Consider the following 24,483-nt stretch of genomic DNA (forward strand, 5'->3'; position numbering starts at 1 on the left):
TAATGACCGATTCATTAACGCCCACCAACCAACCGGTGAAAACGCGCCGTTTGAATAAAGCCCTTCTGATGCGCCTGGCACCGTTATTTAGCCTGGTGTTATTGGTGATATTTTTTAGTTTCAGTTCCCCCTTCTTCTTTAATACCGAAAATATCATGACGATTGCGCTGCAAACGTCGGTGATTGGCATCATGGCCATTGGCGTGACTTACGTCATTATCACCTCGGGTATCGACCTGTCGTTAGGTTCTGTGGTGGCATTTTCTGGCGTCGTGGTCGGACTTTGCGCCTCTTACAGTATGCCGCTGATTGTCTGCGTAGTTGCCGGGATGCTCGCCGGCGGTTTGTGCGGTTGCATCAATGGTTTTCTGGTCACTCGCGCCACCATTCCACCGTTCATCGCCACTCTTGGTCTGATGATGTCAGTGCGCGGTATCAACATGGTGATGACCGACGGGCGCGCCATTTATTTCTCTGATTATCCGATATTTAAAATGCTGGCGCAGGGTCGCTTGTTCGATGTGCTGCCGTATCCGGTTTTTTACCTGCTGATTATTGCGCTGGTCGCCGCGTGGATCCTGAAAAAAACGGTGATTGGGCGCTATGTGTACGCCGTGGGCAGCAATGAAGTCGCAGCCCATCTTTCTGGTATCAAAGTCCAGCGCGTCAAAATCTTTGTCTACGCCTTCTGCGGCCTGTTAACCGGTATCGCAGGCGTGATCCTCGCCTCGCGTCTTAACTCCGGCCAACCGACGGTTGGCGTGGGTTATGAACTTGAAGCCATCGCTGCGGTGGTGATTGGTGGCACCAGCCTGATGGGCGGCGTTGGCACCATCGGCGGCACCATTATTGGCGCGTTCATTATGAGCGTGCTGAAAAACGGCCTCAACTTGATGGGGGTATCTCAATTCTGGCAGATGGTTGCGATGGGTATCGTGGTCATCGCGGCGGTTTATCTCGATACGTTACGCAAAAAAATGCGTTAGCACTCTTACCCTGTAAAAACCCGAAAATAAATAATGGAGCTCGTGAGATGAAAACCAAACACATTCTAGGTGTACTGTCCCTTGCAGCAATGATGGTCAGCACCGCCTACGCAAAGACATTAACGCTACCGGTGGTGAGTAAAGGCTACCAGCACGAATTCTTCCAGACAGTGAAAATGGGTACGGTCGCGGCGGCGAAAGATTTAGGCGTCGAAACCAGTTTTGTTGGCCCGGCAGACGAAACCCAAATTGCTGAACAAATTCAGCTTATTGAAAACACCATGGCGAAAAAACCGGATGGTATTTTGCTGGCAGCCCTCGATGCGAATGCGCTAACGCCGCTGGTTGAAACCGCCAACAGCCGTGGGATTAAAGTGGTTACCTTCGACTCAGGCGTCAATTCAGATATTCCCGCCAGCTTCGTTGCCACCAACAACGTGAAAGCAGGTGCAGAAGCTGCCGATGCGTTGGCCGCAGAAGTGGGTGGCAAAGGTAAAGTCGGGGTGATTGCACACGTTGCCGGAACCAGCTCCGCCATCGAACGCTCTGAAGGTTTCACCAAACAGATGAAAGAGAAGTATCCGCAAATCACCGTACTGCCGGTGCAGTACAGCGATGGCGACCCACAAAAAGCGATGGATAAAACCACCGATATGGTGCAAGCCAACCCTGATTTGGTCGGGATCTACGCCACCAATGAAGGTTCCACGCTGGGCGTTGCCAACGCCATTGATAGCCTTGGCATTAAAGGCAAAGTGAAGGTCATCGGTTTCGACAGCACTGAAGCGATTATCGGCTTCCTGAAGGCGGGTGTGCTGCAAGGCTTTGTGGTGCAGGATGCCTATCAGATTGGCTATCAGGGTATTAAAGCGCTGGATGATGCAATCAATGGTAAAGCCGTCGCTAAAGTAATTGATATTCCAGTCAAATTTGTCAGCATGAAGAACATTAACGATCCGGCAGTAGATAAGCTGCTGCATCCGTTTGGTAAGAAGTAAACGCAACGGCCGCCCCTTTGCGCCAACGCAAGGGGGCCGTCCGGTGAGAATGACAAACTGCGATGGGTGTTTGAGGTTTTGGATTTATAATGGCAGCTATTTTTTGATAATGGACTGGGAAAAACGGGCATGGCGAAGACGGTAGAACAGATCGCAACAGATCTCAGTTTGTCGGTCACGACAGTGAGACTGGTATTAAGCGGTAAAGCGGAACAATATCGCATTAGTCTGAAAACCCAGACCCGCATTAATGAGCATGTAGAACGTTACGGCTACACCATTAACCATTCAGCCCGTAGTCTGAAATTAAATAAAACTGATACGCTAGGATTAATTATCCCCTGCATATCCAACGTATTTTTTGCCACACTCGCTGAAAAGTTAGAATTACGCTGCCGTAAATCTGGCTTTCAATTAATGATCAGCTGTACTTATAACGATGTGGATTATGAGAATAAACTGGTTAAAGCGTTAATTGCCCGTAACGTCGATGGGCTTTTTATTGCTCCTTCGACGCTTGAGAATCAACAGCACCATTTGCGTCAGGTACAAAAACCGCTGGTCTTACTCGACCGTGATTTCAAATTTACTGATAACGCGCTGGTTGAGAGTGACAACTTTGCCGGTGGTGTGACACTCACGGAATCAATGCTTGAGGCAGGGAAAAAGCCGATGTGGTTTTTAGTGGGTGATACCGCTCTACCCAGTATTCATGACCGTTTACAGGGATATCTTCATGCACTCAAGCAGAACGAATTAAGCGCTGAAAACTGGGTGGCAGAAGCGCAAGATAATACCCCGGAAGGTGGTGCGCAATTGATGAAAGACCTTATCGCGCGCATCGGAGTACCGGATGCCTTTATTGCATCGTCATTGCCGATGCTTGAAGGCGCAATAAAAACGATTCGCGAACATTGTGGCATTATACCGCAACACATCAATATCGGCACATTCGATGAACACCCGATGTTAGGCTTTTTATCCAATAATGTCTGGTCAATGCGTCAGGATGAAGACACATGGGCTGAGAAAGCGTTTGAATTAATGCAACACGCAATTGACGGACAACCGGCAATGCGAACTGAAAAAGTTAATATGGTGCTAATTAAACGTGAGAGTAATCACTGAATATTATTTTCACCGTTCACAGAATATGGAGAAAAGAAATGGAAAGAGATGTACTGGCACGTGAAATAATAGACACCTGCCTTGAAATGACACGACTGGGTTTAAATCAGGGAACCGCCGGGAATATCAGCGTGCGTTATCAGGGCGGCATGTTAATCACCCCAACCGGCACACCGTACGAACATTTAACCGAAGCAAATATTGTGTTTGTCGATGCTGACGGCCAATTTGAAGAGGGCAAAATCCCTTCCAGCGAATGGCGTTTTCATCAGGCTGTTTATCAGGCCCGTCCGGAGGCGAACGCCGTGGTGCATAACCATGCCGTTCACTGCACGGCAGTATCGATTCTCAATCGCCCTATTCCCGCCATCCATTACATGATTGCCGTCGGCGGTGGGAATTCCATACCTTGCGCACCGTATGCCACGTTTGGCAGCAAAAAACTCTCAGAACATGTTTTTGAGGTGATGAAAGACCGCAAGGCCACGCTGCTGCAACATCACGGTTTGATTGCCTGTGAAGAAAACCTGCAAAAAGCATTATGGCTGGCGCATGAAGTGGAAGTCCTGGCGCGGTTGTATCTCACGACGCTAGCGATTGTCGACCCGGTGCCGGTGCTGCCCGACGAAGAAATTGCGATCGTCCTCGAGAAGTTCAAAAGTTACGGTTTGCGGATTGAAGACTAAACCTAATTTCCAGCGCCGCTAAAACCGGCGCTAGAAATCACGCCAGACGAAACACCGTAATCGCCTGCTGCAACTCATCAGCTTGCTGCTGTTGCTGACGCGCCGCCTGCACGGTTTGCGCCGTGTGTTCTACGTTTTCCTGTACGCTTTCATCAATGCTGGCAATGCTTTCATTCATTTGCGTGATGCTCAAACTTTGCTGGTCGCTCATCTCCGAAAGTTCTTCCACCAGCTCCGCCAACGCATTGATGGAACCAATCACTTCGCGCATGGTTTGCCCGGCATTTTCCACCTGCTGTGACCCGGTGCGGGTACATTCCACCGAGACACTGATCAGTTGGCGAATATCTTTGGCGGCGTTTTCGCAGCGTAACGCCAGCGTGCGAACTTCCGCTGCAACTACGGCGAATCCACGGCCATGCGCGCCTGCTCGAGCCGCCTCAACGGAAGCATTCAGCGACAAAATGTTAGTTTGAAAAGCAATGCCGTCGATGAGTTCGAGGATATTACTGATGTGATCAGACTCTTCGCGGATTTGCTCCATGGTGTGCGTTGTTGCATCAATGCAGACACCGCCTTTGCTCGCCAGGCTGCTGGCTTGAGTTGCGAGCATTCTCGCAGATTGCGCTTTTTCACTGGTGACAATCGCCGATGAACTGAGCTGTTCCATCGCGCTGGCAGCCACCGCCAGCGCAGTTGCTTGTTCATCGGTGCGTTTAGACAGCGCCGCGTTACGCTGGATAATACTTTCTGAGGCGGTAAGCACCGACGCTACACCGTCGCTAACCTGGCTAAGTGTGTTGCGCATGGTGGTCAGCGTGGTGTTAAAGGTTTGAGCAAACGGCGTGCGGCTGTCTCTTTCGCTACGCGTTAGCGTTAAGACGCCCGGCTGACGATTAATCTGCGCCGCCAGCTGGGCAACTTCACTGGCGGAACGGGCGTCGTCTGCCATGCGCAATGCCATATAAATAAGTATCACTGTTTGCGCCACCACGAAAATAGCGTGGAATACCACCATATGAATACCGGGATGCATAAAACAGGTAATTCCGAATAATTCATGAGCCTGCAACCAGGCAAATAATAAATGGTGAATAGCGGCGATAGCGGCACCCATTAATACCGGACGATAATCACGATATGCCAGTAATGCAGATAACAGTACAAAAACCGAAAAGTGATATTCAGTTTCACCTTCGCCTAATTGAATTAACAATGCGGCAAAAGCGATGAGTGTAAATGCGTAATACAAGCGGGTAATTAGCTTTCCTGGTAGTAATACTTTGATAACACTGGAACTAACAGCAAGCAATCCGCCTGCGACCAGTGCAACGGGAAGTGATTCATAAGCCCAACCCACTGCAAGAGAAATAACAAACAATCCCCAAACCACAAAAAACATTAATACATCAGCATGCAAATAAATACTTCGGAGAGACACCACGTCGGGCTGTTTATTGCCGGTATGCAAAACAGTCATCGTTGCCATTTGGTTATCCACGCTTCTGTTATCAGATATTTTCAGGACGGAATAATCCCGTATAGAAATAGCATAGATAAATATTGTTTTACCGCGAATAAATTTTGGCGGTTATCAATAATAAAATCGTGTGAGTTTTATAATTTTAATTAAGTCAGACAGAAATGCGGACAAAAGAAAAACGGCCCGTTAGTTAAACTAACGGGCCGTTTCATGAAGAGGCAAAAACTTATTTCGCGGCAGTCACTTCCTGCCCGACCAATCCAATCTTCAAATACCCTGCCTGATGCAGCGTATCCATCACGTTCATCATGGTTTCGTAATCAACTGATTTGTCTGCGCGGAAGAAAATCGTGGTGTCTTTCTTGCCTTCGGTCGCCGTCATCAGCGTGTTAATAATGCTTTCTTTGGTCACTTCATCGTTACCAATAAACATGGTTTTGTCAGCTTTGACGGACAGATAGACCGGTTTTTCCGGGCGAGGTTGCGGCTGGCTTGAGGACGCTGGAAGGTTAACCTTCACATCCACCGTCGCAAGCGGCGCGGCAACCATGAAGATAATCAGCAATACCAACATGACATCGATAAACGGCGTCACGTTGATGTCGTGCATTTCGCCGTTATCATCGTGGTTTTCGTTAAAACTCATTGCCATGGGATCAACCTACACGCAGTTTCTGAGCGGTACGTACCGGGCGCGCCTGGGAGCTAGCCGCTAAATCCAGATCACGACTTTGCAGCAACAGAACCTGAGCTGCAACATCACCCAGCGACGCTTTGTAACCGCCAATCACACGGGCAAATACGTTATAGATAACAACCGCAGGAATCGCTGCAACCAGGCCGATAGCCGTTGCCAGCAACGCTTCTGCGATACCCGGCGCAACAACCGCCAGGTTAGTGGTTTGCGACTGGGCAATACCTATAAAGCTGTTCATAATGCCCCAGACCGTACCAAACAGGCCGACAAACGGGGAAATCGCACCTATAGTCGCAAGGAAGCCGTTACCGCGCCCCATATGACGACCCGCCGCCGCAACGCGACGCTCAAGACGGAAACCGGTTCGCTCTTTAATGCCTTCGTTGTCTTCGCTACCTTCGGAAAGCTCCAGTTCGTTCTGGGCTTCGTTGATAAGCATGGTGCTCAGGCTTTTCGCATCAAACGTTTCGGCCATTTGACTGGCTTCATCCAGAGAGCGGGCATTAGCCAGTTGCTGCTGTTCGCGCTTAAGACGGCGCTTCTGCGAGGACAGCTCAACACTTTTGCTAAAGAAGATTGCCCAGGTGACGACAGAGGCCAGAATCAGGCCGATCATCACAATCTTTACCACGATGTCGGCATGCTGATACATGCCCCAGACAGAGAGGTCTGTCTGCATCAAATTATTCGTCACTCTTACTCTCCACCACGAAACAATACAAAAACTGGTCGTAATAATATCAAAACGGCATCGAATTGATAGTAGTTCTCATTAGTATTTAAAGAGTGCCTGAAATTGTCTATGCATTCCTTGCGCTTACGCAGCAAAAAGATGATAAGTTAGATTTAGACATCCAGATGGTTAAACAGGGTAAAGTGAACATGACTGCGAAGAAGCACATCGAAACGGCGCTGGTTAATGCCGGCCGCGATAAAAAATTCACCCAGGGTTCGGTTAACAGCGTCATTCAACGCGCTTCCTCATTGGTTTTTGAGAACGTCGAAGCCAAAAAACAGGCGACGGCAAACCGCGCTAAAGGCGAACTGTTTTATGGCCGTCGCGGCACCCTCACCCACTTTTCCCTGCAAGAAGCGATGTGCGAACTCGAAGGCGGCGCAGGTTGTGCGCTTTATCCTTGCGGCGCGGCAGCGGTTGCCAATGCGATTCTGGCGTTCGTCGAACAAGGCGATAACGTGCTGATGACCGGCAGCGCTTACGAGCCAAGCCAGGATTTCTGCACCAAAATTCTCGCCAAACTCGGCGTCACCACCACCTGGTTCGACCCGATGATTGGCGAAGGTATTGCCGAACTGGTGCAGCCCAATACTAAAGTCGTATTTCTGGAATCGCCTGGCTCAATCACAATGGAAGTACATGACGTTCCAGCGATAGTTCAGGCTATACGCCGCGTGTCTCCAGACGCCATCATCATGATTGATAACACCTGGGCGGCGGGCATTCTGTTTAAGGCACTGGATTTCGGCATTGATATTTCGATTCAGGCGGGCACCAAATACCTGATTGGCCATTCCGATGCGATGGTCGGTACAGCGGTATCAAACGCACGTTGCTGGGATCAACTGCGCGAGAATTCGTATTTGATGGGGCAAATGCTGGATGCCGACACGGCGTACATGACCAGTCGTGGTCTGCGCACTTTGGCGGTGCGTCTGCGCCAACATCATGAAAGTAGTCTTAAAGTTGCCGAATGGCTGGCGCAGCATCCGCAGGTTGAACGGGTCAATCACCCTGCACTGCCCGGAAGTAAAGGGCATGAGTTCTGGAAACGTGACTTTACAGGTAGCAGCGGTTTGTTCTCATTCGTGCTGAAAAAGCGTTTGAATAATGAGCAATATCAACACTACCTGGATAATTTCCACTATTTTAGTATGGCCTATTCTTGGGGTGGCTATGAATCGCTTATCCTTGCCAACCAACCGGAAGAGCTAGCGGAAATCCGCCCCGCAGGCGGGATCGACTTCACCGGAACGCTGGTTCGCGTGCACATTGGCCTTGAAAATGTTGACGATCTGATTGCCGATCTCGACGCAGGTTTCCAGCGTATCGCCTAAAATTGCCAGAAGTGGTTATCTGAAAAGACAGTTTTTGCCGTTTCGAGTTGATTTGTTGAGCCTGTGATCATGAAGTCGAAGGGGATTTAGCGTTACACTATATCCTCAAGATTAAGGCCCCTTTCGCTGGGGCCTCATAAATTAAGGTGCGCCTAATCTTTAGTCTGTAGATTCACGCGTGCTCATTAAAGCAGTTCCACAGGATTTGCCATGGCTGTTATACACAATATCGTTCAGGCGCTTTGGCAACATGACTTTGCTGCACTCGCGGACCCTCATGTTGTTGGAGTGGTTTATTGCGTCATGTTTGCGACGCTGTTTCTCGAAAATGGATTACTGCCCGCCTCGTTTTTGCCAGGAGACAGCCTGCTATTACTCGCAGGTGCGCTGATAGCAAAAGGGGTGATGGGTTTTGTCCCGACAATGATTATTCTGACCGCGGCGGCAAGCCTCGGTTGCTGGCTGAGCTACGCCCAGGGTCGATGGCTCGGTAACACCAGGCTGGTGAAAAGCTGGCTGAAACAACTTCCACCGCAATACCATCAGCGCGCAACGGTGATGTTCGATAAACACGGGTTGTTCGCGCTATTAGCCGGGCGCTTTTTGGCGTTTGTGCGCACATTGCTGCCAACAATGGCGGGGATTTCCGGCCTGAGTAATCGCCGCTTCCAGGTGTTTAACTGGTTAAGCGGCTTGTTATGGGTCGGCAGCGTCACCAGCCTGGGTTACGCCTTAAGCATGATCCCATTCGTGAAACGCCATGAAGATCAGGTGATGACCTGCCTGATGATCCTGCCGATGGTGCTGCTGGTTGCAGGTTTGGTAGGCACGGTATTTGTGGTGATAAAAAAAAGATTTAACCCTGCATAAGATAATGTCGGATGACGCTAACGCTTATCCGACCTATATCACACGCATACGCGCCGCATCTTCCCCCGGCGTCACGCCAAAATAGCGCTTAAATTCCCGGCTAAACTGCGATGCACTTTCATACCCCACACGAATCGCCGCAGTGCTGGCTTTCATTCCATCATGCAAGATCAGCATCCGCGCTTTGTGCAGGCGATAACTCTTCAGATATTGCAGCGGCGAAGTGCTGGTAACGGATTTAAAGTTATGGTGGAACGCAGAAACACTCATGTTCGCTTCGGCGGCCAGTTGGTCAACCGACAGGTTTTCGGTGTACTGCGTTTCGATACGGCGCAACACGCGGCTAATCAGGCTGAAATGCGTCTGGCGACTCACCAGCGCCAGCAACGCCCCACCGCACGGGCCGACTAAAATGTGGTAGAGAATCTCGCGGATTATCTGTTTCCCAAGAATTCGTGCATCAAGCGGGTGTTCCAGCACGTCCAGCAAACGTTCGGCGGCACACAAAATCTCTTCTGAAATCTCAGCCGAGTTAATCCCGGTGGAGTTGTTATGCGGATGCGATAAATCATCCTCGCCAATATCCATCAGCAAATCCTGAAGCTGCAAAATATCAATGTTAATCCGCAAGCCCGCCAGCGGCATTTCAGGCGAGGCGAAGGTTTCACATTCAAAAGGCAGCGGCACGGTGAGCAGCAGATATTCGTTAGCGTCATAGCGGAAAACGCGGTCGTTCAAATAACCCGTTTTTTGGCCAGAAAAGAGAATAATGATCCCCGGCTCGTACATCACCGGCGTGCGGGCGTAAGGTTTAGTGCCATACAATAAGTTCACATTTGGCAACGAACCAAGACCACTATTTTCTTTTTTTATCAGATAATTAATCTTATCTGTTAACTGCTGGCATATCTCTTCCCGCTTCATACCCCACCGCTCCACAAGGTTTTTATGACGTTATCAGTGTGCGTCTAATCTTTCTAATTCTCCAGCTCTGCGTAGAAATAGGCAAGACAAAGGCAGGAATATGCATTGAGAGATAGCCGCCTGAAGCCGACAATGGACAACATCAAATTGCGTGAAGCAATGTCTTTAATCACCCACAAAACGGGAATCTATAAATGAACAACTTCAACCTACATACTCCAACCCGCATCCTGTTTGGTAAAGGCGCTATCTCCGAACTGCGTGCACAAATCCCCGCTGACGCCCGCGTACTGATTACTTACGGCGGCGGCAGCGTGAAGAAAAACGGCGTGCTGGACCAGGTTTACGCCGCGCTCGAAGGCCTGGATGTGCTGGAGTTCAGCGGCATCGAGCCAAACCCAACTTACGAAACGCTGATGAAAGCGGTCGAAGTGGTACGTGAGCAGAAGGTGACTTTCCTGTTAGCCGTCGGCGGCGGTTCCGTACTGGATGGCACTAAATTCATCGCAGCTGCGGCTAACTACCCGGCGGATATCGACCCGTGGAATATCCTGCTGACCCACGGCAACGACGTTAAGAGCGCCATCCCGATGGGTTCTGTATTGACGCTGCCAGCCACCGGTTCTGAATCCAACAAAGGTGCGGTGGTTTCTCGCCGTGCAACCGGTGACAAACAGGCGTTTATGTCTGAGCACGTGCAGCCTGTGTTTGCGGTGCTGGATCCGGTTTACACCTACACTCTGCCACCGCGCCAGGTCGCCAACGGCGTGGTCGATGCGTTTGTTCACACCGTTGAGCAATACATCACTTACCCGGTGAATGCCAAAGTACAAGACCGCTTCGCCGAAGGCATTCTGTTAACACTGGTTGAAGACGGTCCGATTGCGCTGAAAGAGCCAGAAAACTACGACGTGCGTGCCAACGTGATGTGGGCGGCGACCATGGCGCTGAACGGCCTGATTGGCGCTGGCGTGCCGCAGGACTGGGCAACGCATATGCTGGGTCACGAACTGACTGCAATGCACGGCCTGGATCACGCGCAAACTCTGGCGGTGGTTCTGCCTTCTTTGCTGAACGAGAAACGCAACGAGAAACGCGGCAAACTGCTGCAATACGCTGAGCGCGTGTGGAATATCACTGAAGGTTCTGAAGAAGAACGTATTGATGCCGCCATCGCTGCAACGCGTAATTTCTTCGAACAAATGGGCGCGCCAACTCGCCTGTCAGCCTACGGTCTGGATGGCAGCACCATCCCGGCATTGCTGGTGAAACTGGAAGAAAAAGGCATGACCAAACTGGGCGAACGTCAGGACATTACTCTGGATGTTAGCCGTCGCATTTACGAAGCAGCCCGCTAAGTAATTTAGCCATTTGGTTTTCGTTTTTTAGGATTTGGTCCAGACTTAAACGCAATTGTTACGCCGGGGCATCGCCCCGGACGTATCGTTAGTTGAGGAGGAATTAATGACTAATCCAACCATAATCAAGCTCCAGGATGGGAACGTAATGCCGCAGCTGGGCCTCGGTGTCTGGCAAGCCAGCAACGACCAGGTTCAGATTGCCATCGAAAAAGCGCTGGAAGTCGGCTATCGCTCCATCGATACCGCCGCCGCGTACAAAAATGAAGACGGCGTCGGCAATGCGCTAAAACATGCCGGTGTCCCGCGCGAAGAATTATTCATCACCACCAAGCTCTGGAACGACGATCAACAGCGTCCACGCCAGGCGCTGGAAGATAGCCTCGAAAAACTCCAGTTAGATTACGTCGATCTGTATTTGATGCACTGGCCGGTTCCCAGCAAAGATCATTATGTTGAAGCCTGGAAAGGTTTGATCGAACTGCAAAAGCAAGGGCTGGTTAAAAGCATCGGCGTATGTAATTTCCAGCTTAACCATCTCCAGCGTTTGATTGATGAAACGGGCGTCACGCCAGTGATCAACCAGATTGAGCTGCATCCGTTATTGCAACAGCGCCAGCTTCATTCCTGGAATGCGACACACAAAATTCAAACCGAATCCTGGAGCCCGCTGGCTCAGGGCGGCGAAGGTGTGTTTGACCAGAAAATCATTCGTGATTTGGCGGATAAATATGGCAAAACTCCAGCCCAGGTTGTGATTCGCTGGCATCTGGACAGCGGCCTGGTGGTGATTCCGAAGTCGGTGACGCCATCGCGTATCGCTGAGAACTTTGATGTGTTTGATTTCCGTCTCGATAAAGACGAATTGAGCGAGATTGCGAAGTTGGATAGCGGGAAGCGTTTGGGGCCAGATCCGGATGTGTTTGGCAGTTAACTTTCTAAAACAACCCTCACCCCGGCCCTCTCCCTGAGGGAGAGGGTGAAGATCTAAACCTTGAGCGATCCCCTCTCCTGGGGGAGAGGGTGGAAACCGGACGATCCCCTCTCCTGGGGGAGAGGGTTAGGGTGAGGGCATTATCTTATTAAGCTGGGCGTTTCTTCGCAGCAGGCTTCCCGGCCTTTTTCTGCGCAGCATTAGCCACCACAGCCGGTTTAACAGCACCTTTAACCGCAGGTTTCGCGCCGGTCGCTGGAGCTTTGCGCTGATGCGTCATCGGCGTGTGCTTGGTCAATGCCGGACGAGCACCACGATTATAGCGACGCGCTTCACGCATCTCTTCAATCGTTGGTGAAGGCACCAGGCACTCACGACGGCCACCAATCAGGTGTTTTTTACCCATCGCTTCCAGCGCTTCACGAATCAGCGGCCAGTTGGCCGGATCGTGATAACGCAACAGCGCTTTATGCAGGCGGCGCTGGCGATCGCCCTTCGGCACCACCACATCTTCACTCTTATAACTAATCTTACCCAGCGGATTCTTGCCGGTGTAATACATGGTCGTGGAGTTCGCCAACGGGGACGGATAGAAGTTCTGCACCTGATCCAAACGGAAGCGGTTTTTCTTCAGCCACAACGCCAGATTCACCATGTCTTCATCACGCGTACCAGGGTGCGCGGAGATAAAGTAAGGAATCAAATACTGCTCTTTGCCAGCCTGTTTGGAATAGGTATCAAACAGCTCTTTAAAGCGCTGATAGCTGCCCATTCCCGGCTTCATCATCTTCGACAGCGGCCCTTCTTCGGTGTGTTCCGGGGCAATCTTCAGATAACCGCCAACGTGGTGCGTCGCCAGCTCTTTGATATAACGCGGATCTTCCACAGCGATATCGTAACGAACACCGGAGGCGATCAGGATCTTCTTGATGCCTTTCAGCTCACGGGCGCGGCGATACAGATTGATCGTCGGCTCGTGGTTGGTGTCCATGTGCGGGCAAATATCCGGGTAAACGCAAGACAGACGGCGGCAGGTTTGTTCCGCACGCGGCGACTTACAGCGCAGCATATACATGTTGGCGGTTGGGCCACCGAGATCCGAAACCACGCCGGTAAAGCCTGGAACCGTGTCACGCATCGCTTCAATTTCGCTGATGATCGAGTCTTCGGAACGGCTCTGAATAATGCGCCCTTCGTGTTCGGTAATGGAACAGAATGAGCAACCGCCGAAGCAGCCACGCATGATGTTCACCGAGAAACGGATCATTTCATAAGCAGGAATACGCGCACTGCCGTAAGCCGGGTGCGGAACGCGTTTGTACGGCAGGGCAAAAACGCTGTCCATTTCTTCAGTAGAAAGCGGGATCGCCGGCGGGTTGATCCAGAGGTAACGATCGCCGTGTTTTTGCATTAACGCACGCGCACAACCTGGGTTGGTTTCGTGGTGCAAAATACGTGAAGCGTGGGCGTAGAGAACTTTATCGTTTTTAACTTTTTCGAACGATGGCAGCAGCACGTAGGTTTTTTCCCACGGCTTCATCGGCGCTGGTTTCACCACGATGGCTTGCGCTTCGTTGATAGGTTTTTCCGGTTTGCCGGTTTCAGCACACGGTAAATCTTCGCCGTACGGATGTGGAATTGGGTCGATACGACCTGGCATATCCAGACGCGTAGAGTCCACGCCAGACCAGCCCGGCATCGCTTCTTTACGCATCATCGCGGTGTTACGCACATCGCAGATTTCGTCGATTTTCTCACCCATCGACAGGCGATGAGCCACTTCCACCAGCGGGCGCTCGCCGTTGCCGAAAATCAGCATATCGGCTTTGGCATCCACCAGAATGGACCGACGAACAGTATCAGACCAGTAATCGTAGTGCGCGGTACGGCGCAGGCTCGCTTCGATGCCGCCAAGGATCACCGGCACATCGCGCCAGGCTTCTTTACAGCGCTGGGTATACACCAGGGATGAACGATCCGGGCGCTTGCCCGCCACGTTATCTGGCGTATAAGCATCGTCGTGACGCAGCTTACGATCCGCGGTGTAGCGGTTGATCATGGAGTCCATGTTGCCTGCGGTCACACCGAAAAACAGATTCGGTTTGCCAAGGCGCATGAAGTCTTCTTTAGAATTCCAGTCTGGTTGGGCAATGATACCCACGCGGAAGCCCTGCGCTTCCAGCATACGGCCACAGATCGCCATACCAAAACTCGGATGGTCGACGTAGGCATCTCCGGTAACCAGAATGATGTCACAGCTATCCCAGCCTAAATCGTCCATTTCCTTACGTGACATGGGTAAAAATGGTGCCGGGCCAAAACAGGCGGCCCAGTATTGCGGCCACGAAAAGAGTTCGCGGTCGGGCTGGATCAAGCTAATAGAGCTCATAATGCTTCCGAAAAATGAATAAAAAATGATTTAAAAATAACCAAAGCCGGCGATTATACGCTGGTATGGGGTCAAAAATGAAGTGTTATTGTAATGTTAAAAAATAAGGCCCTCACCCCGGCCCTCTCCCCCAGGAGAGGGAGAACTCCGAATATTCCCTCTCCCTGATAGAAAGGGAGGACACCCTAACCCTCTCCCTCAGGGAGAGGGTTAGGGTGAGGGGTGGTTTACGGCGCAGGTTGAACCAATAATTGCCCAATCGAACCACGGTCAGCCATTTCAAGCGTCTGACTGGAATAGAGGAACGGGAAGTGCTCCCAGGAAGGTTGCCCAAAGTAAACCAGTAACTCCACCTGCCCATCCACCCAAACCGTATCCTTCCAGCCACGGTCTTCACCAAACGGTGCCGCACCATTGACGTTTTTAATCAGGAAACTCACGCCTTCAATATGGAAAGACTGCGGCATATCGGAACGCACGGTCCAGCGCTCCCACGTGCCCTGCTGAGTCTGGATATCAATACGTTTCATGTCCCAAAGCTGGCCGTTAATACCGGGATCTTCGCCCAGGGTAATTTCACGGCTGCGTGCCGGATTGCCGTTAATGATCTCATCCGGCAGCAGGCGCATTGGCAGCGTGTCGGTCACCAGCGGCAACAGGCCGGTGGCGCGTAAAGTCAGAACCAGCGTGGAGATAAGAATGCTCGACGGCTCGAAGAAGCCACGGATTCTGTCCATGATACCGGCGGCTTCACCGCAGGTAATCGACACTTCTTTGCCGTCGCTCATATCCACCAGAATTTCGCGGCGCTCGCCCGGTGCCAGCGAAAGTTGCTTCACGGAAACCGGTGCAGGCAAGAAACCCTGATCGCTGGAAATCACATGCATCGCACGCCCATCGCTCATTTGCAGCAGATAGCGGCGTGAGTTTGAAGCGTTGAGTAAACGTAAACGCACCCAACCACGAGAAACCTCGACATACGGCCCCTGCACACCATTAACCAGCAGCGTGTCGCCAACAAAACCGCCGTTGCCCGGCTCTTCATATTCCGGCGCACCAAAGTTATCGAGGCGTTTGTCCTGAATGATTATTGGGAAATCATCGACGCCATAATGGTTAGGAATCGGCAGGTTTTTGCTGACTTCATCTTCGATAAGCCACATGCCTGCCAGCCCTGCGTAGACCTGCTTTGCGGTGCGATTTGGCGTATTCGCGTGATACCACAGCGTCGCCGCCTGCTGGCGAATCGGCAGAACCGGCGCCCAGTCTACGTTTGTCTGCATCATACGCGCCGCACCGCCCATCAACGGGCCTGGAACCTGCAAACCGGCAATCGTCATCGCGATGTTTTCCTGCAGACGATTGCTGTAAATCATTTTGACGTCATCGCCGCTCCATACGCGGATGGTCGGCCCAAGATAACGCCCGTTCAGACCCCAAACCGGAGCCTTCGGGCCGCCGGTAAACGACCAGTGCGCCCGCTGCAATGTCAGGAACAAAGGCTGACCACGACGGGATTCCAGTAAAGGAGGAACGGGTAAAGGTAGCTGCTGTCCTGCCGCGTTTGCCCTCAGTGGCACCGAGCCGGCACAAAGTGCGACTCCTGATGCCTGTATAAACTGACGCCGACTGAGTGACATAATTGCTCCATGTGAAACTGTGGGGCGGCACAACGCGTGCCGCCAAAATAAAAGCGATTAACTCGCCTGATTATTCTCAACTCGCCCGGAAGCTTCACGCTCCGCGACTTCTTTATCTAGTTCGGCGATTTTTTCTCTCATGATATCGCGGCAATGCGTGGCGAGCTTACGCGCCTGATCTTTGCCGTAACCGCTGATATCAATCGGATCCAGCATTTCAACAATCACCAAACCGTTATTCCAACGGTTTAGCTTAATTTTATTACTGGTATTGGAAACACACACCGGAATAATTGGCACGCCCGCAGCAATTGCAGCATGGAACGCGCCGGTTTTGAATGGCAGCAGACCACGGCCACGGCTACGTGTGCCTTCAGGGAACATCCACACCGATATGTTACGTTTCTGAATTTGTGCCACAACCTGGGAAATAGTGCCCAGCGCTTTAGTGCGGTTGTCGCGGTCAATCAGCATGTTGCCAGTTAACCAATAGATTTGACCAAAAAACGGAATCCACAGCAGGCTTTTTTTACCGACAGTCACTGTTGGCGGCTGCACGATTTTTGCCGCTGTCACCATGTCGAAATTGTTCTGGTGGTTACAGATATAAATCGCCGTCGGGTGGTTTTCAGCGCCAGCAGGTAAACGGGTTTCAACTTTTAAACCGAAGACCGGGGCCAGGCGGCCAAACAGATGGCCGAAGGTCGCAACATGGCGCGGGTTACGCGGGCTGAACAGGCAATAAATGCTGCCAAAAATGCACAGCAGAATGCAGTAAATGACCACAATAATAAAACGCAGGATGGATAGCATAACAACCTCAAAAGCCAAAACCGCTGGCAAGTATGACTTGCTTTAGCGTAATTGGGCGGCACAAGGGCCGCCTGTATTTCGATTACTCTTCGCTGTCACCGGCACTGGCGCGAAGTGGAGAATCCACCTCAACACGATCAATGCGTTGCAGACCGCGCATCAATGTTCCGCGACGGCCACGTTCGCCGGTAATTTTCTGGAGTTCTTCCGGGCGAAGTTTAATTTTACGCTTGCCAACGTGCAACGTGACGGTGCTTTGCGGTGGTAGAACAAACAGATGTGCCAGTTTGTCTTCACCTTTTGCCGCTTCCGCAGAAGGAATCGAAATGATTTTATTCCCTTTACCTTTAGAAAGCTGCGGCAAATCGCCGACCGGGAACATCAACATGCGGCCCGCTGCGGTAATCGCCAGCAGCATGTCGTCAACGCTTGTAATTTCCATTGGCGGCATGACTTTCGCATTTTCCGGCAGTGAAATCAGCGTTTTACCCGCACGGTTTCGTGCCACTAAATCGTTAAAGGTACAGACAAAACCGTAGCCCGCGTCAGAGGCCATCAACAGTTTCTGGTCGTCCGGTGCCATTAAGACGTGTTCAACCACGGCACCTGGCGGCGGCGTCAGTTTACCGGTCAACGGCTCGCCCTGACCACGCGCCGAAGGCAGCGTTATCGGGTCGAGCGCGTAGCTGCGCCCGGTGGAGTCGATAAACGCCACAGGCTGATTGCTCTTACCTTTGGCTGAACCGAGGTAGCTGTCGCCCGCTTTGTAGTTTAGCCCTTGCGCGTCGATATCATGGCCTTTGGCGCTACGCACCCAGCCCATTTGCGACAGCACAATCGTCACCGGCTCAGACGGCGTCATGTCGTGCTCGCTCATGGCTTTCGCTTCGCCACGTTCACGCAATGGTGAACGGCGGTTATCGCCATAAGCGTCAGAATCGGCCTGCAATTCTTTCTTCAGCAAGGTATTCATTTTGCGTTCAGACGCCAGAATCCCCTGCAATTGGTCACGTTCTTTTTCCAGATCGGCCTGCTCACCGCGAATCTTCACTTCTTCGAGTTTTGCCAAATGGCGCAATTTCAGCTCGAGGATAGATTCCGCCTGCGTTTCACTTAACTCGAAGCGCGACATCAATACCGGCTTCGGTTCATCCTCAGTACGAATGATGTGAATCACTTCGTCGATATTGAGGAACGCCACCAGCAAACCTTCGAGGATATGCAGGCGTTTGAGGACTTTTTCAAGACGATAGCTCAGGCGGCGGCGCACCGTTTCGCGACGGTAAACCAGCCACTCGGTGAGTATTTCCAGCAGATTTTTCACCGACGGACGGTTATCCAGACCGATCATATTGAGGTTGATGCGATAGCTTTTCTCAAGATCGGTGGTGGCAAACAGGTGGTTCATCACCTGTTCAACGTCGATACGGTTGGAGCGCGGAACAATCACCAGGCGCGTCGGGTTTTCGTGGTTCGATTCGTCACGCAAATCTTCAACCATCGGCAGCTTTTTAGCGCGCATCTGGTTGGCGATTTGTTCAAGCACGCGGGCACCAGAAACCTGATGCGGCAACGCGGTGATCACCACATCGCCATCTTCTTTTTTCCACACCGCACGCATGCGCACGGAACCGCGACCGTTCTGGTAGATTTTGCGAATTTCTTCACGCGGGGTGATGATTTCAGCTTCGGTCGGATAATCCGGCCCCTGAACGATATCCAGCAGTTCGTCGAGGGTGGTTTTCGGCTGATCAATCAGCGTCATTGCCGCCTTCGCGACTTCGCGCAGGTTGTGCGGTGGGATGTCAGTTGCCATGCCCACGGCAATGCCGGTGGTGCCGTTGAGCAGGATATTTGGCAGACGCGCAGGCAGCATTTTCGGCTCCTGCATGGTGCCGTCAAAGTTCGGCACGTAATCGACCGTTCCCTGCCCTAATTCACCCAGCAAGACTTCCGCGTATTTTGACAGACGCGATTCGGTGTAACGCATCGCGGCGAAGGATTTCGGGTCATCCGGTGCACCCCAGTTCCCCTGGCCATCAACCAGCGGGTAACGATAGGAGAATGGCTGCGCCATCAGCACCATGGCTTCGTAGCAGGCGCTGTCGCCGTGCGGATGGTATTTACCGAGCACGTCACCGACGGTACGGGCAGATTTTTTGAATTTAGCGCTATTGCTTAATCCCAACTCCGACATCGCATAAACGATACGACGCTGTACGGGCTTTAAACCATCGCCAATGAACGGCAGGGCGCGGTCCATAATGACGTACATGGAATAGTTGAGATAAGCATTTTCCGTGAATTCGTGCAGCGCAAGGCGTTCTGCACCATCATGAGTTAAATCACTCATTAATTTATTCATCCTCAAACTGACGAGCCGAGTGTGGCCACAAACGGCGTAATTGCCGCCGATAGTACCTTATCTGGCAGTCGTAGTCACAGATGAGTGATTATCTTAGGTGAAGTAAAGCGACAAGAAACGAGCCGTAAATAGCGGCTCGTTTGAGACAGACGACAAAACTTTTCGTAGGTCGGATAAGCGCCAGCGTCATCCGACAAATGAGCCGCTAACAGCGGCTCACAGGGCGATTTATTTAACTTTAGAAATTTGTTTCACGTCGATTTCAACGGAGTTCCAGTCTTTGTCGACTTCACCCTGAATTTCAACGGTATCTTGCGGAGTGATGGTCTGGCCATTCCAGCGCTTATGGTCGATATCCACGTTAATGGTGCCGGACGCGTCGCGGAAGATGTAATGGTCACCGCCGATGCGGGATTCAATCTTGCCGCGCATCGTCACCCAGGTATCGTCAGACAATGACTTGGCTTTTTCTACCGTAGTGTTGCTGCCACTTGGGCCAACGAAGCCACCCGCCGTTTGGGTCTGTGTTTGAGCGGCTGGCGCATTTGGATCCTGGAATCCACCTTGTTGTGCAGCGATAGCCGGTGCGGCGGTAATAGCGAGAATAGTCATAATAGCGGCTAATTTTTTCATCGTTAATGTTCCCTTTATGAATGAATGTTTTTAATGCCCGGATGAATCAGTGTATCGGGCGGTATGAAAGCTATTTAACCCTACAGATCTTAACGCGATCTTAATTCCCTCACTTAAAATAGCTTTTTTTAACAAATTGCGCGCAATGCCGAAGCATCGAATGTTTCCCCTGTACACTCCCGCGCAAAAGTTATTAACTTCCCGCAAATGGGCAGTAAGGGAAACACCATGCGCGTACTACTAATTGAAGACGACAAGCTCATCGGCGATGGATTAAAAGCCGGGCTCACCAAAATGGGCTTTAGCATCGACTGGTTTACCGACGGGCTACAAGGTCAGTCAGCATTAAGCCTGGCTCCCTACGACGCAGTGATTCTGGACCTAAGCCTGCCGGGAGTCGATGGGCTAGATATCTTAAAAGCCTGGCGTCGGGATGGTCGCACTGAACCCGTACTTATTTTAACCGCCCGTGACGCCCTCGAACAACGGGTCGAAGGCTTGCAGCTCGGAGCCGATGATTACTTATGTAAACCCTTTGCGTTAATAGAAGTTGCCACCCGGCTTCAGGTTTTAATTCGCCGCAATCATGGGCAAGCGCAATCGGTACTTCGCCATGCGGGCGTGGAATTAGATCCGATTAAACTAACCGCCAGCCGCGATGGTGAAACCTTATCGTTAAAACCCAAAGAGTTTGCCTTGCTGGAATTATTGATGCGTAACACCGGGCGCGTATTACCGCGCACCATGATTGAAGAGAAAATTTATAGCTGGGATAACGAGGTTTCCAGAAACGCGCTGGAAGTCCATATCCACCATTTACGCCGCAAACTCGGCAGCGGGTTTATTCGCACGGTACACGGCATCGGTTATACGCTGGGTGAAGAATGATAAAAAAGCTGACCCAAAGTTTACGCGCAAGGTTAATTGCCGGGTTTATTTTACTGACGCTTATGGCCTGGATTGGTGCAAGTCTTGCCGCCTGGCAGCAAACCACAAAAAATCTCAACAAGCTGTTTGATACGCAGCAAGTGCTGTTTGCCAAACGCCTCAGCGTTCTTGATCTCAGCTCGGTGCGCGGTGAACCCCAACTTCCGCGTACCAAAAGCATGATTTCCCATCATCGTGGCAAGCAGGATGACGACACGCTGGCTTTTGCCATTTATAGCGCCGACGGGAAACTGATACTCAATGACGGCGATAACGGCAAAAATCTGACTTATCGCTATCAGCGCGACGGTTTCGTGGACGGCAAATTGCCCGGCGACGACGATCTGTGGCGCATGGTGTGGGTGACTACGCCTGATGGGAAATACCGTATTGTGGTCGGCCAGGAATGGGAGTACCGCGAAGATTTGGCGCGGGATATCGTGTTGTCCCAGCTCACGCCGTGGCTCATCGCCTCACCGATAATCTTGTTGCTGCTGGTATGGCTGGTTAGCCGCGCCCTTTCTCCGCTTCATCAACTGGCGCGCCAGTTACGCAACCGCAAACCTGACGATGCAAGCGAACTGCCAACTGCAACGCTGCCGCAAGAAATCCGCCCAATGGTGGTTGCGCTCAATCATCTGTTTACCCGTACCGATGAATTTATGCAGCGCGAGCGGCGTTTCACTTCAGACGCGGCACACGAACTGCGCAGCCCGCTGGCAGCGTTAAAAGTGCAGGCAGAAGTCGCGCAACTTGCCCAAGATGACGCTCCCGTACGCGATCACGCCCTCAATAACCTGAGTGCCGGAATCGATCGCGCGACGCGACTGGTCGATCAATTGCTGACACTTTCACGCCTGGATTCTTTAGCCGGGCTGGATGACGTGCAGGACGTGGCGTTTCAGCCGTTGCTGCAAAATGCGGTGATGGATGCCTATCACCAGGCGTCGCGCGACGGCGTTGATATTCGCCTTGAGATAAAAGATGCCAGCGTGAAACGCCAGGGGCAACCGCTGCTGCTGAGCTTAATGGTCAGAAATGTGCTGGACAACGCGGTGCGCTACAGCCCGCGCGGCAGCGTCGTGAATGTGGTTTTGCAAAGCCATGAGATAACCATTACCGACAACGGCCCCGGCGTCAGCCCGGAGTTTTTAACCTCGCTTGGCGAGCGTTTCTTCCGCCCGCCAGGACAGGAAAAAACCGGCAGCGGCCTCGGGTTATCCATCGTGCGGCGCATTGCCACTTTGCACGGGATGCAGGCTATGTTCATGAACGCCAGCAACGGCGGGTTTGAAGTGCGGATCCGCTGGTAAAAATCCCTTCCTTACTCGGATTATTGCGTATTAAGCAAAAGTCTTTGCCGATTTATGGCATTTAATCGTGACGCTGATCACAGTAGACTGCGCGTCAGATGCAATTATTCGAGGACTAACTATGAGCAATATCCTAATCATCAATGGTGCGAAAAAATTCGCCCACTCTAACGGCCAACTTAACGACACCCTGACCGACGTCGCGGAAAGCTTTTTGCGCGACCTCGGGCATGATGTTCAGGTCACTCGTACCGATAGCGAGTACGACGTAAAAGAAGAAGTCGAAAAATACCTGTGGGCCGACACCGTGATTTACCAGATGCCAGGTTGGTGGATGGGCGCGCCATGGACCATGAAAAAATACATCGATGATGTGTTCACCGAAGGCCACGGTTCACTGTATGCCAGCGATGGCCGTACCCGTTCAGACGCTGAGAAAAAATACGGTTCCGGCGGCCTGATTCAGGGCAAAACCTACATGCTGTCATTGACCTGGAATGCGCCACTGCAAGCCTTTGAAGATAAAGAACAGTTCTTCCATGGTGTGGGCGTTGACGGTGTTTATCTGCCATTCCATAAAGCCAACCAGTTCCTGGGTATGGAAGGTCTGCCGACTTTCATCGCCAACGACGTAATGAAAGTGCCTGATGTTCCGCGTTTTATCGCAGAATATCGCGAGCATCTGGGCCGAGTTTTTGCTTAACTGTTAGGTAAACCTCTAAAGGAGTGAGTCATGCTAACCGTTATTGCTGAAATTCGTACCCGTCCAGGCGCACATCATCGCCAGGCAGTTTTGGACGCTTTCGCCAAAATTATTCCTACCGTTCTCGAAGAAGAAGGTTGCTTCGGGTACGCGCCGCTGGTCGATCATAATGCGCAAGTTGCGTTCCAGACCGCAGCACCTGATTCGGTGTTTATGCTGGAAAAATGGGAAACCGTTGCGCATCTGGAAGCCCACCTGCAAACCAGTCACATGAAAGAGCACAGTGTTGCGGTAAAAGACGACGTGCTGGATGTTCATATCCATATTCTGGAAGACGCGATTAAGTAAACTGCACGCCAGAAGACAAAAGGGAGCGGTGTTTGACACCGGCTCCCTTTTTTATTGCAGGTGCTAGGGCCGTTCATATTTCGCAATCGCTGCTAAGCTACTCATTACTCAGCGTTCACGGCGGTCAGGGTATGAAAACAAAGACGGTTTCCGATAAAGTTTTAAAACTCGCTAATTTTAACCTTAATCTGCTGACCACTTTCTGTTTGATCTACTCCACCCGCAGCATCACCGAAGTGTCTGAAATTCTTGGCGTGACGCCTCCGTCCATTAGCCATTCGTTGCGTAAACTGCGCCTGCATTTTGAAGATCCACTGTTTATTCGCCACGGAAATACGATCTCTCCAACGGTGTTTGCCGACGATCTTTATATCCAGTTAAAACATACTCTCGAAATAATGAGTGATTCGGTGGGCCGCAGTAAGCAAACGAATAATCGGGAAATGCTGGTTATCTATTCCCCTTTTTCTGTTGCGGTACATAATTTATCAACTGCTGTGTTAAAAATTAAATCCGAGAAACTTAATTATAAAATAAAATATATCGAAACCAATCTTGGCATTCCTGATGCTGTAGAGTTATTGAATTTACGCAAAGCCGATATTGTTTTCTCTGCGGCACCGGTTATCAGCGCTACATTAAACTGCATTTTACTTCGTCAGTTGCAACCGATAATAGTCTGCCGGAAAGAGAATCCCTTCAAGAAAACGGCCATTAATATAGATGAATTTCAATCACTCGATTTAGTGAGCCATTTAACCGCTGACGAAATGATTTACCAAAAAAAACAGTCCCTCCAGGCGATGCTTAAAAAAAACCATATCTCATTTGAAACCAATTCATTAATGATGCTGCTGACTTTGCTATCAGAAACAGACTGCATCGGATTCATCACTGAGGAAGCATTTGAGCGATATCATCAGACATATGGTTTACGACGACTGACACCACAGTTTCCTGTGCAGCAAGTGAACGTGTATTTGACCTACCGAAAAGAGCTGGAAAAAAAGACCAGTTTCATGCTGTTTCTCAACAGTATTCTCGGTAATGAATGACTCATACAATAAAACTAAATCCGCATTTAACGCTGAGTAATAGGCTGTTCAAGTTTCGTCCGTATACTTATTGAACGCACAAGGCAGTTGAATAATATTAAGCTGTAGTTATATTCCTTCTCCATCACTCATTTATATTTAGCACCTATTCTCTGACGAA

The 24,483-nt window shown here is 51.1% G+C and carries 22 protein-coding genes; 13 read left to right on the top strand and 9 right to left on the bottom strand.

Going from position 1 to position 24,483, the window contains the following annotated elements:
- Positions 1-2 precede the first annotated feature (2 nt).
- The 4 genes from D6029_RS01530 to fucA all read left to right on the top strand — a co-directional run bounded on the left by D6029_RS01530 (position 3) and on the right by fucA (position 3,798).
- Complete coding sequence (locus D6029_RS01530) at positions 3-986, top strand: ABC transporter permease (RefSeq protein ID WP_120063069.1); 984 nt, start codon at positions 3-5, stop codon at positions 984-986.
- 47 nt (positions 987-1,033) lie between these two features.
- The gene (locus D6029_RS01535) at positions 1,034-1,984 is read left to right on the top strand and encodes an ABC transporter substrate-binding protein (protein ID WP_120063070.1); all 951 of its coding nucleotides are present in this window, start codon (positions 1,034-1,036) and stop codon (positions 1,982-1,984) included.
- 129 nt (positions 1,985-2,113) lie between these two features.
- Positions 2,114-3,112 (top strand): LacI family DNA-binding transcriptional regulator, encoded by a 999-nt coding sequence (locus tag D6029_RS01540; RefSeq protein ID WP_120063071.1) that lies wholly within the window; start codon positions 2,114-2,116, stop codon positions 3,110-3,112.
- 38 nt (positions 3,113-3,150) lie between these two features.
- Positions 3,151-3,798: an L-fuculose-phosphate aldolase gene (fucA, locus tag D6029_RS01545; protein ID WP_120063072.1), complete on the top strand. Its 648-nt coding sequence runs from the start codon at positions 3,151-3,153 to the stop codon at positions 3,796-3,798.
- Between the two features lie 37 nt (positions 3,799-3,835).
- Here the strand turns inward: fucA and D6029_RS01550 are convergent, their stop codons facing one another.
- From D6029_RS01550 to exbB, 3 genes are all read right to left on the bottom strand, one after another.
- Entirely contained in the window at positions 3,836-5,287 is a 1,452-nt protein-coding gene (locus D6029_RS01550) for a methyl-accepting chemotaxis protein (protein WP_120063073.1), read from the bottom strand.
- A 220-nt stretch (positions 5,288-5,507) separates the two neighbouring features.
- Positions 5,508-5,933, bottom strand: a complete 426-nt coding sequence (gene exbD / locus D6029_RS01555) for a TonB system transport protein ExbD (RefSeq protein ID WP_120063074.1) — start codon at positions 5,931-5,933, stop codon at positions 5,508-5,510.
- A 4-nt stretch (positions 5,934-5,937) separates the two neighbouring features.
- Entirely contained in the window at positions 5,938-6,672 is a 735-nt protein-coding gene (exbB, locus tag D6029_RS01560; protein WP_120063075.1) for a tol-pal system-associated acyl-CoA thioesterase, read from the bottom strand.
- Between the two features lie 164 nt (positions 6,673-6,836).
- Here exbB and metC point away from each other — a divergent pair, with 164 nt between their 5' ends.
- Positions 6,837-8,051: a cystathionine beta-lyase gene (gene metC / locus D6029_RS01565; RefSeq protein ID WP_244212362.1), complete on the top strand. Its 1,215-nt coding sequence runs from the start codon at positions 6,837-6,839 to the stop codon at positions 8,049-8,051.
- 210 nt (positions 8,052-8,261) lie between these two features.
- A complete protein-coding gene (locus D6029_RS01570; RefSeq protein ID WP_120063076.1) occupies positions 8,262-8,921 on the top strand; it encodes a DedA family protein in 660 nt (219 codons plus the stop codon).
- A gap of 33 nt (positions 8,922-8,954) precedes the next feature.
- Here D6029_RS01570 and D6029_RS01575 read toward each other — a convergent pair whose 3' ends face one another.
- The gene (locus D6029_RS01575) at positions 8,955-9,845 is read right to left on the bottom strand and encodes an AraC family transcriptional regulator (RefSeq protein ID WP_120063077.1); all 891 of its coding nucleotides are present in this window, start codon (positions 9,843-9,845) and stop codon (positions 8,955-8,957) included.
- A 194-nt stretch (positions 9,846-10,039) separates the two neighbouring features.
- Between D6029_RS01575 and yqhD the strand changes: the two genes are divergently transcribed.
- A complete protein-coding gene (gene yqhD, locus D6029_RS01580) occupies positions 10,040-11,203 on the top strand; it encodes an alcohol dehydrogenase (protein ID WP_120063078.1) in 1,164 nt (387 codons plus the stop codon).
- Positions 11,204-11,309: 106 nt separating this feature from the next.
- Positions 11,310-12,137: a 2,5-didehydrogluconate reductase DkgA gene (gene dkgA, locus D6029_RS01585; RefSeq protein ID WP_120063079.1), complete on the top strand. Its 828-nt coding sequence runs from the start codon at positions 11,310-11,312 to the stop codon at positions 12,135-12,137.
- 148 nt (positions 12,138-12,285) lie between these two features.
- Here dkgA and D6029_RS01590 read toward each other — a convergent pair whose 3' ends face one another.
- From D6029_RS01590 to D6029_RS01610, 5 genes are all read right to left on the bottom strand, one after another.
- The gene (locus tag D6029_RS01590) at positions 12,286-14,526 is read right to left on the bottom strand and encodes a YgiQ family radical SAM protein (RefSeq protein WP_120063080.1); all 2,241 of its coding nucleotides are present in this window, start codon (positions 14,524-14,526) and stop codon (positions 12,286-12,288) included.
- Positions 14,527-14,753: 227 nt separating this feature from the next.
- The gene (gene ftsP, locus D6029_RS01595) at positions 14,754-16,166 is read right to left on the bottom strand and encodes a cell division protein FtsP (protein WP_120063081.1); all 1,413 of its coding nucleotides are present in this window, start codon (positions 16,164-16,166) and stop codon (positions 14,754-14,756) included.
- A 57-nt stretch (positions 16,167-16,223) separates the two neighbouring features.
- Positions 16,224-16,979, bottom strand: coding sequence for a 1-acylglycerol-3-phosphate O-acyltransferase (locus D6029_RS01600; protein ID WP_120063147.1), 756 nt, complete (start codon positions 16,977-16,979; stop codon positions 16,224-16,226).
- 82 nt (positions 16,980-17,061) lie between these two features.
- Positions 17,062-19,332: a DNA topoisomerase IV subunit A gene (gene parC / locus D6029_RS01605; protein WP_120063082.1), complete on the bottom strand. Its 2,271-nt coding sequence runs from the start codon at positions 19,330-19,332 to the stop codon at positions 17,062-17,064.
- 240 nt (positions 19,333-19,572) lie between these two features.
- The gene (locus D6029_RS01610; RefSeq protein WP_120063083.1) at positions 19,573-19,977 is read right to left on the bottom strand and encodes a YgiW/YdeI family stress tolerance OB fold protein; all 405 of its coding nucleotides are present in this window, start codon (positions 19,975-19,977) and stop codon (positions 19,573-19,575) included.
- Positions 19,978-20,205: 228 nt separating this feature from the next.
- Here D6029_RS01610 and qseB point away from each other — a divergent pair, with 228 nt between their 5' ends.
- From qseB to D6029_RS01635, 5 genes are all read left to right on the top strand, one after another.
- Complete coding sequence (gene qseB / locus D6029_RS01615; RefSeq protein ID WP_120063084.1) at positions 20,206-20,865, top strand: quorum sensing response regulator transcription factor QseB; 660 nt, start codon at positions 20,206-20,208, stop codon at positions 20,863-20,865.
- A complete protein-coding gene (qseC, locus tag D6029_RS01620; RefSeq protein WP_208642655.1) occupies positions 20,862-22,217 on the top strand; it encodes a quorum sensing histidine kinase QseC in 1,356 nt (451 codons plus the stop codon). The genes qseB and qseC overlap by 4 nt, the downstream gene beginning before the upstream one ends.
- 121 nt (positions 22,218-22,338) lie before the next feature.
- Positions 22,339-22,920, top strand: a complete 582-nt coding sequence (locus D6029_RS01625) for an NAD(P)H-dependent oxidoreductase (protein WP_120063085.1) — start codon at positions 22,339-22,341, stop codon at positions 22,918-22,920.
- A gap of 30 nt (positions 22,921-22,950) precedes the next feature.
- Positions 22,951-23,268, top strand: coding sequence for a putative quinol monooxygenase (locus D6029_RS01630; protein WP_120063086.1), 318 nt, complete (start codon positions 22,951-22,953; stop codon positions 23,266-23,268).
- A 32-nt stretch (positions 23,269-23,300) separates the two neighbouring features.
- Complete coding sequence (locus D6029_RS01635) at positions 23,301-24,323, top strand: LysR family transcriptional regulator (RefSeq protein WP_147365210.1); 1,023 nt, start codon at positions 23,301-23,303, stop codon at positions 24,321-24,323.
- The last annotated feature ends 160 nt before the right edge of the window (positions 24,324-24,483 follow it).

Source organism: Buttiauxella izardii, from assembly GCF_003601925.1.
Lineage (GTDB): Bacteria > Pseudomonadota > Gammaproteobacteria > Enterobacterales > Enterobacteriaceae > Buttiauxella > Buttiauxella izardii.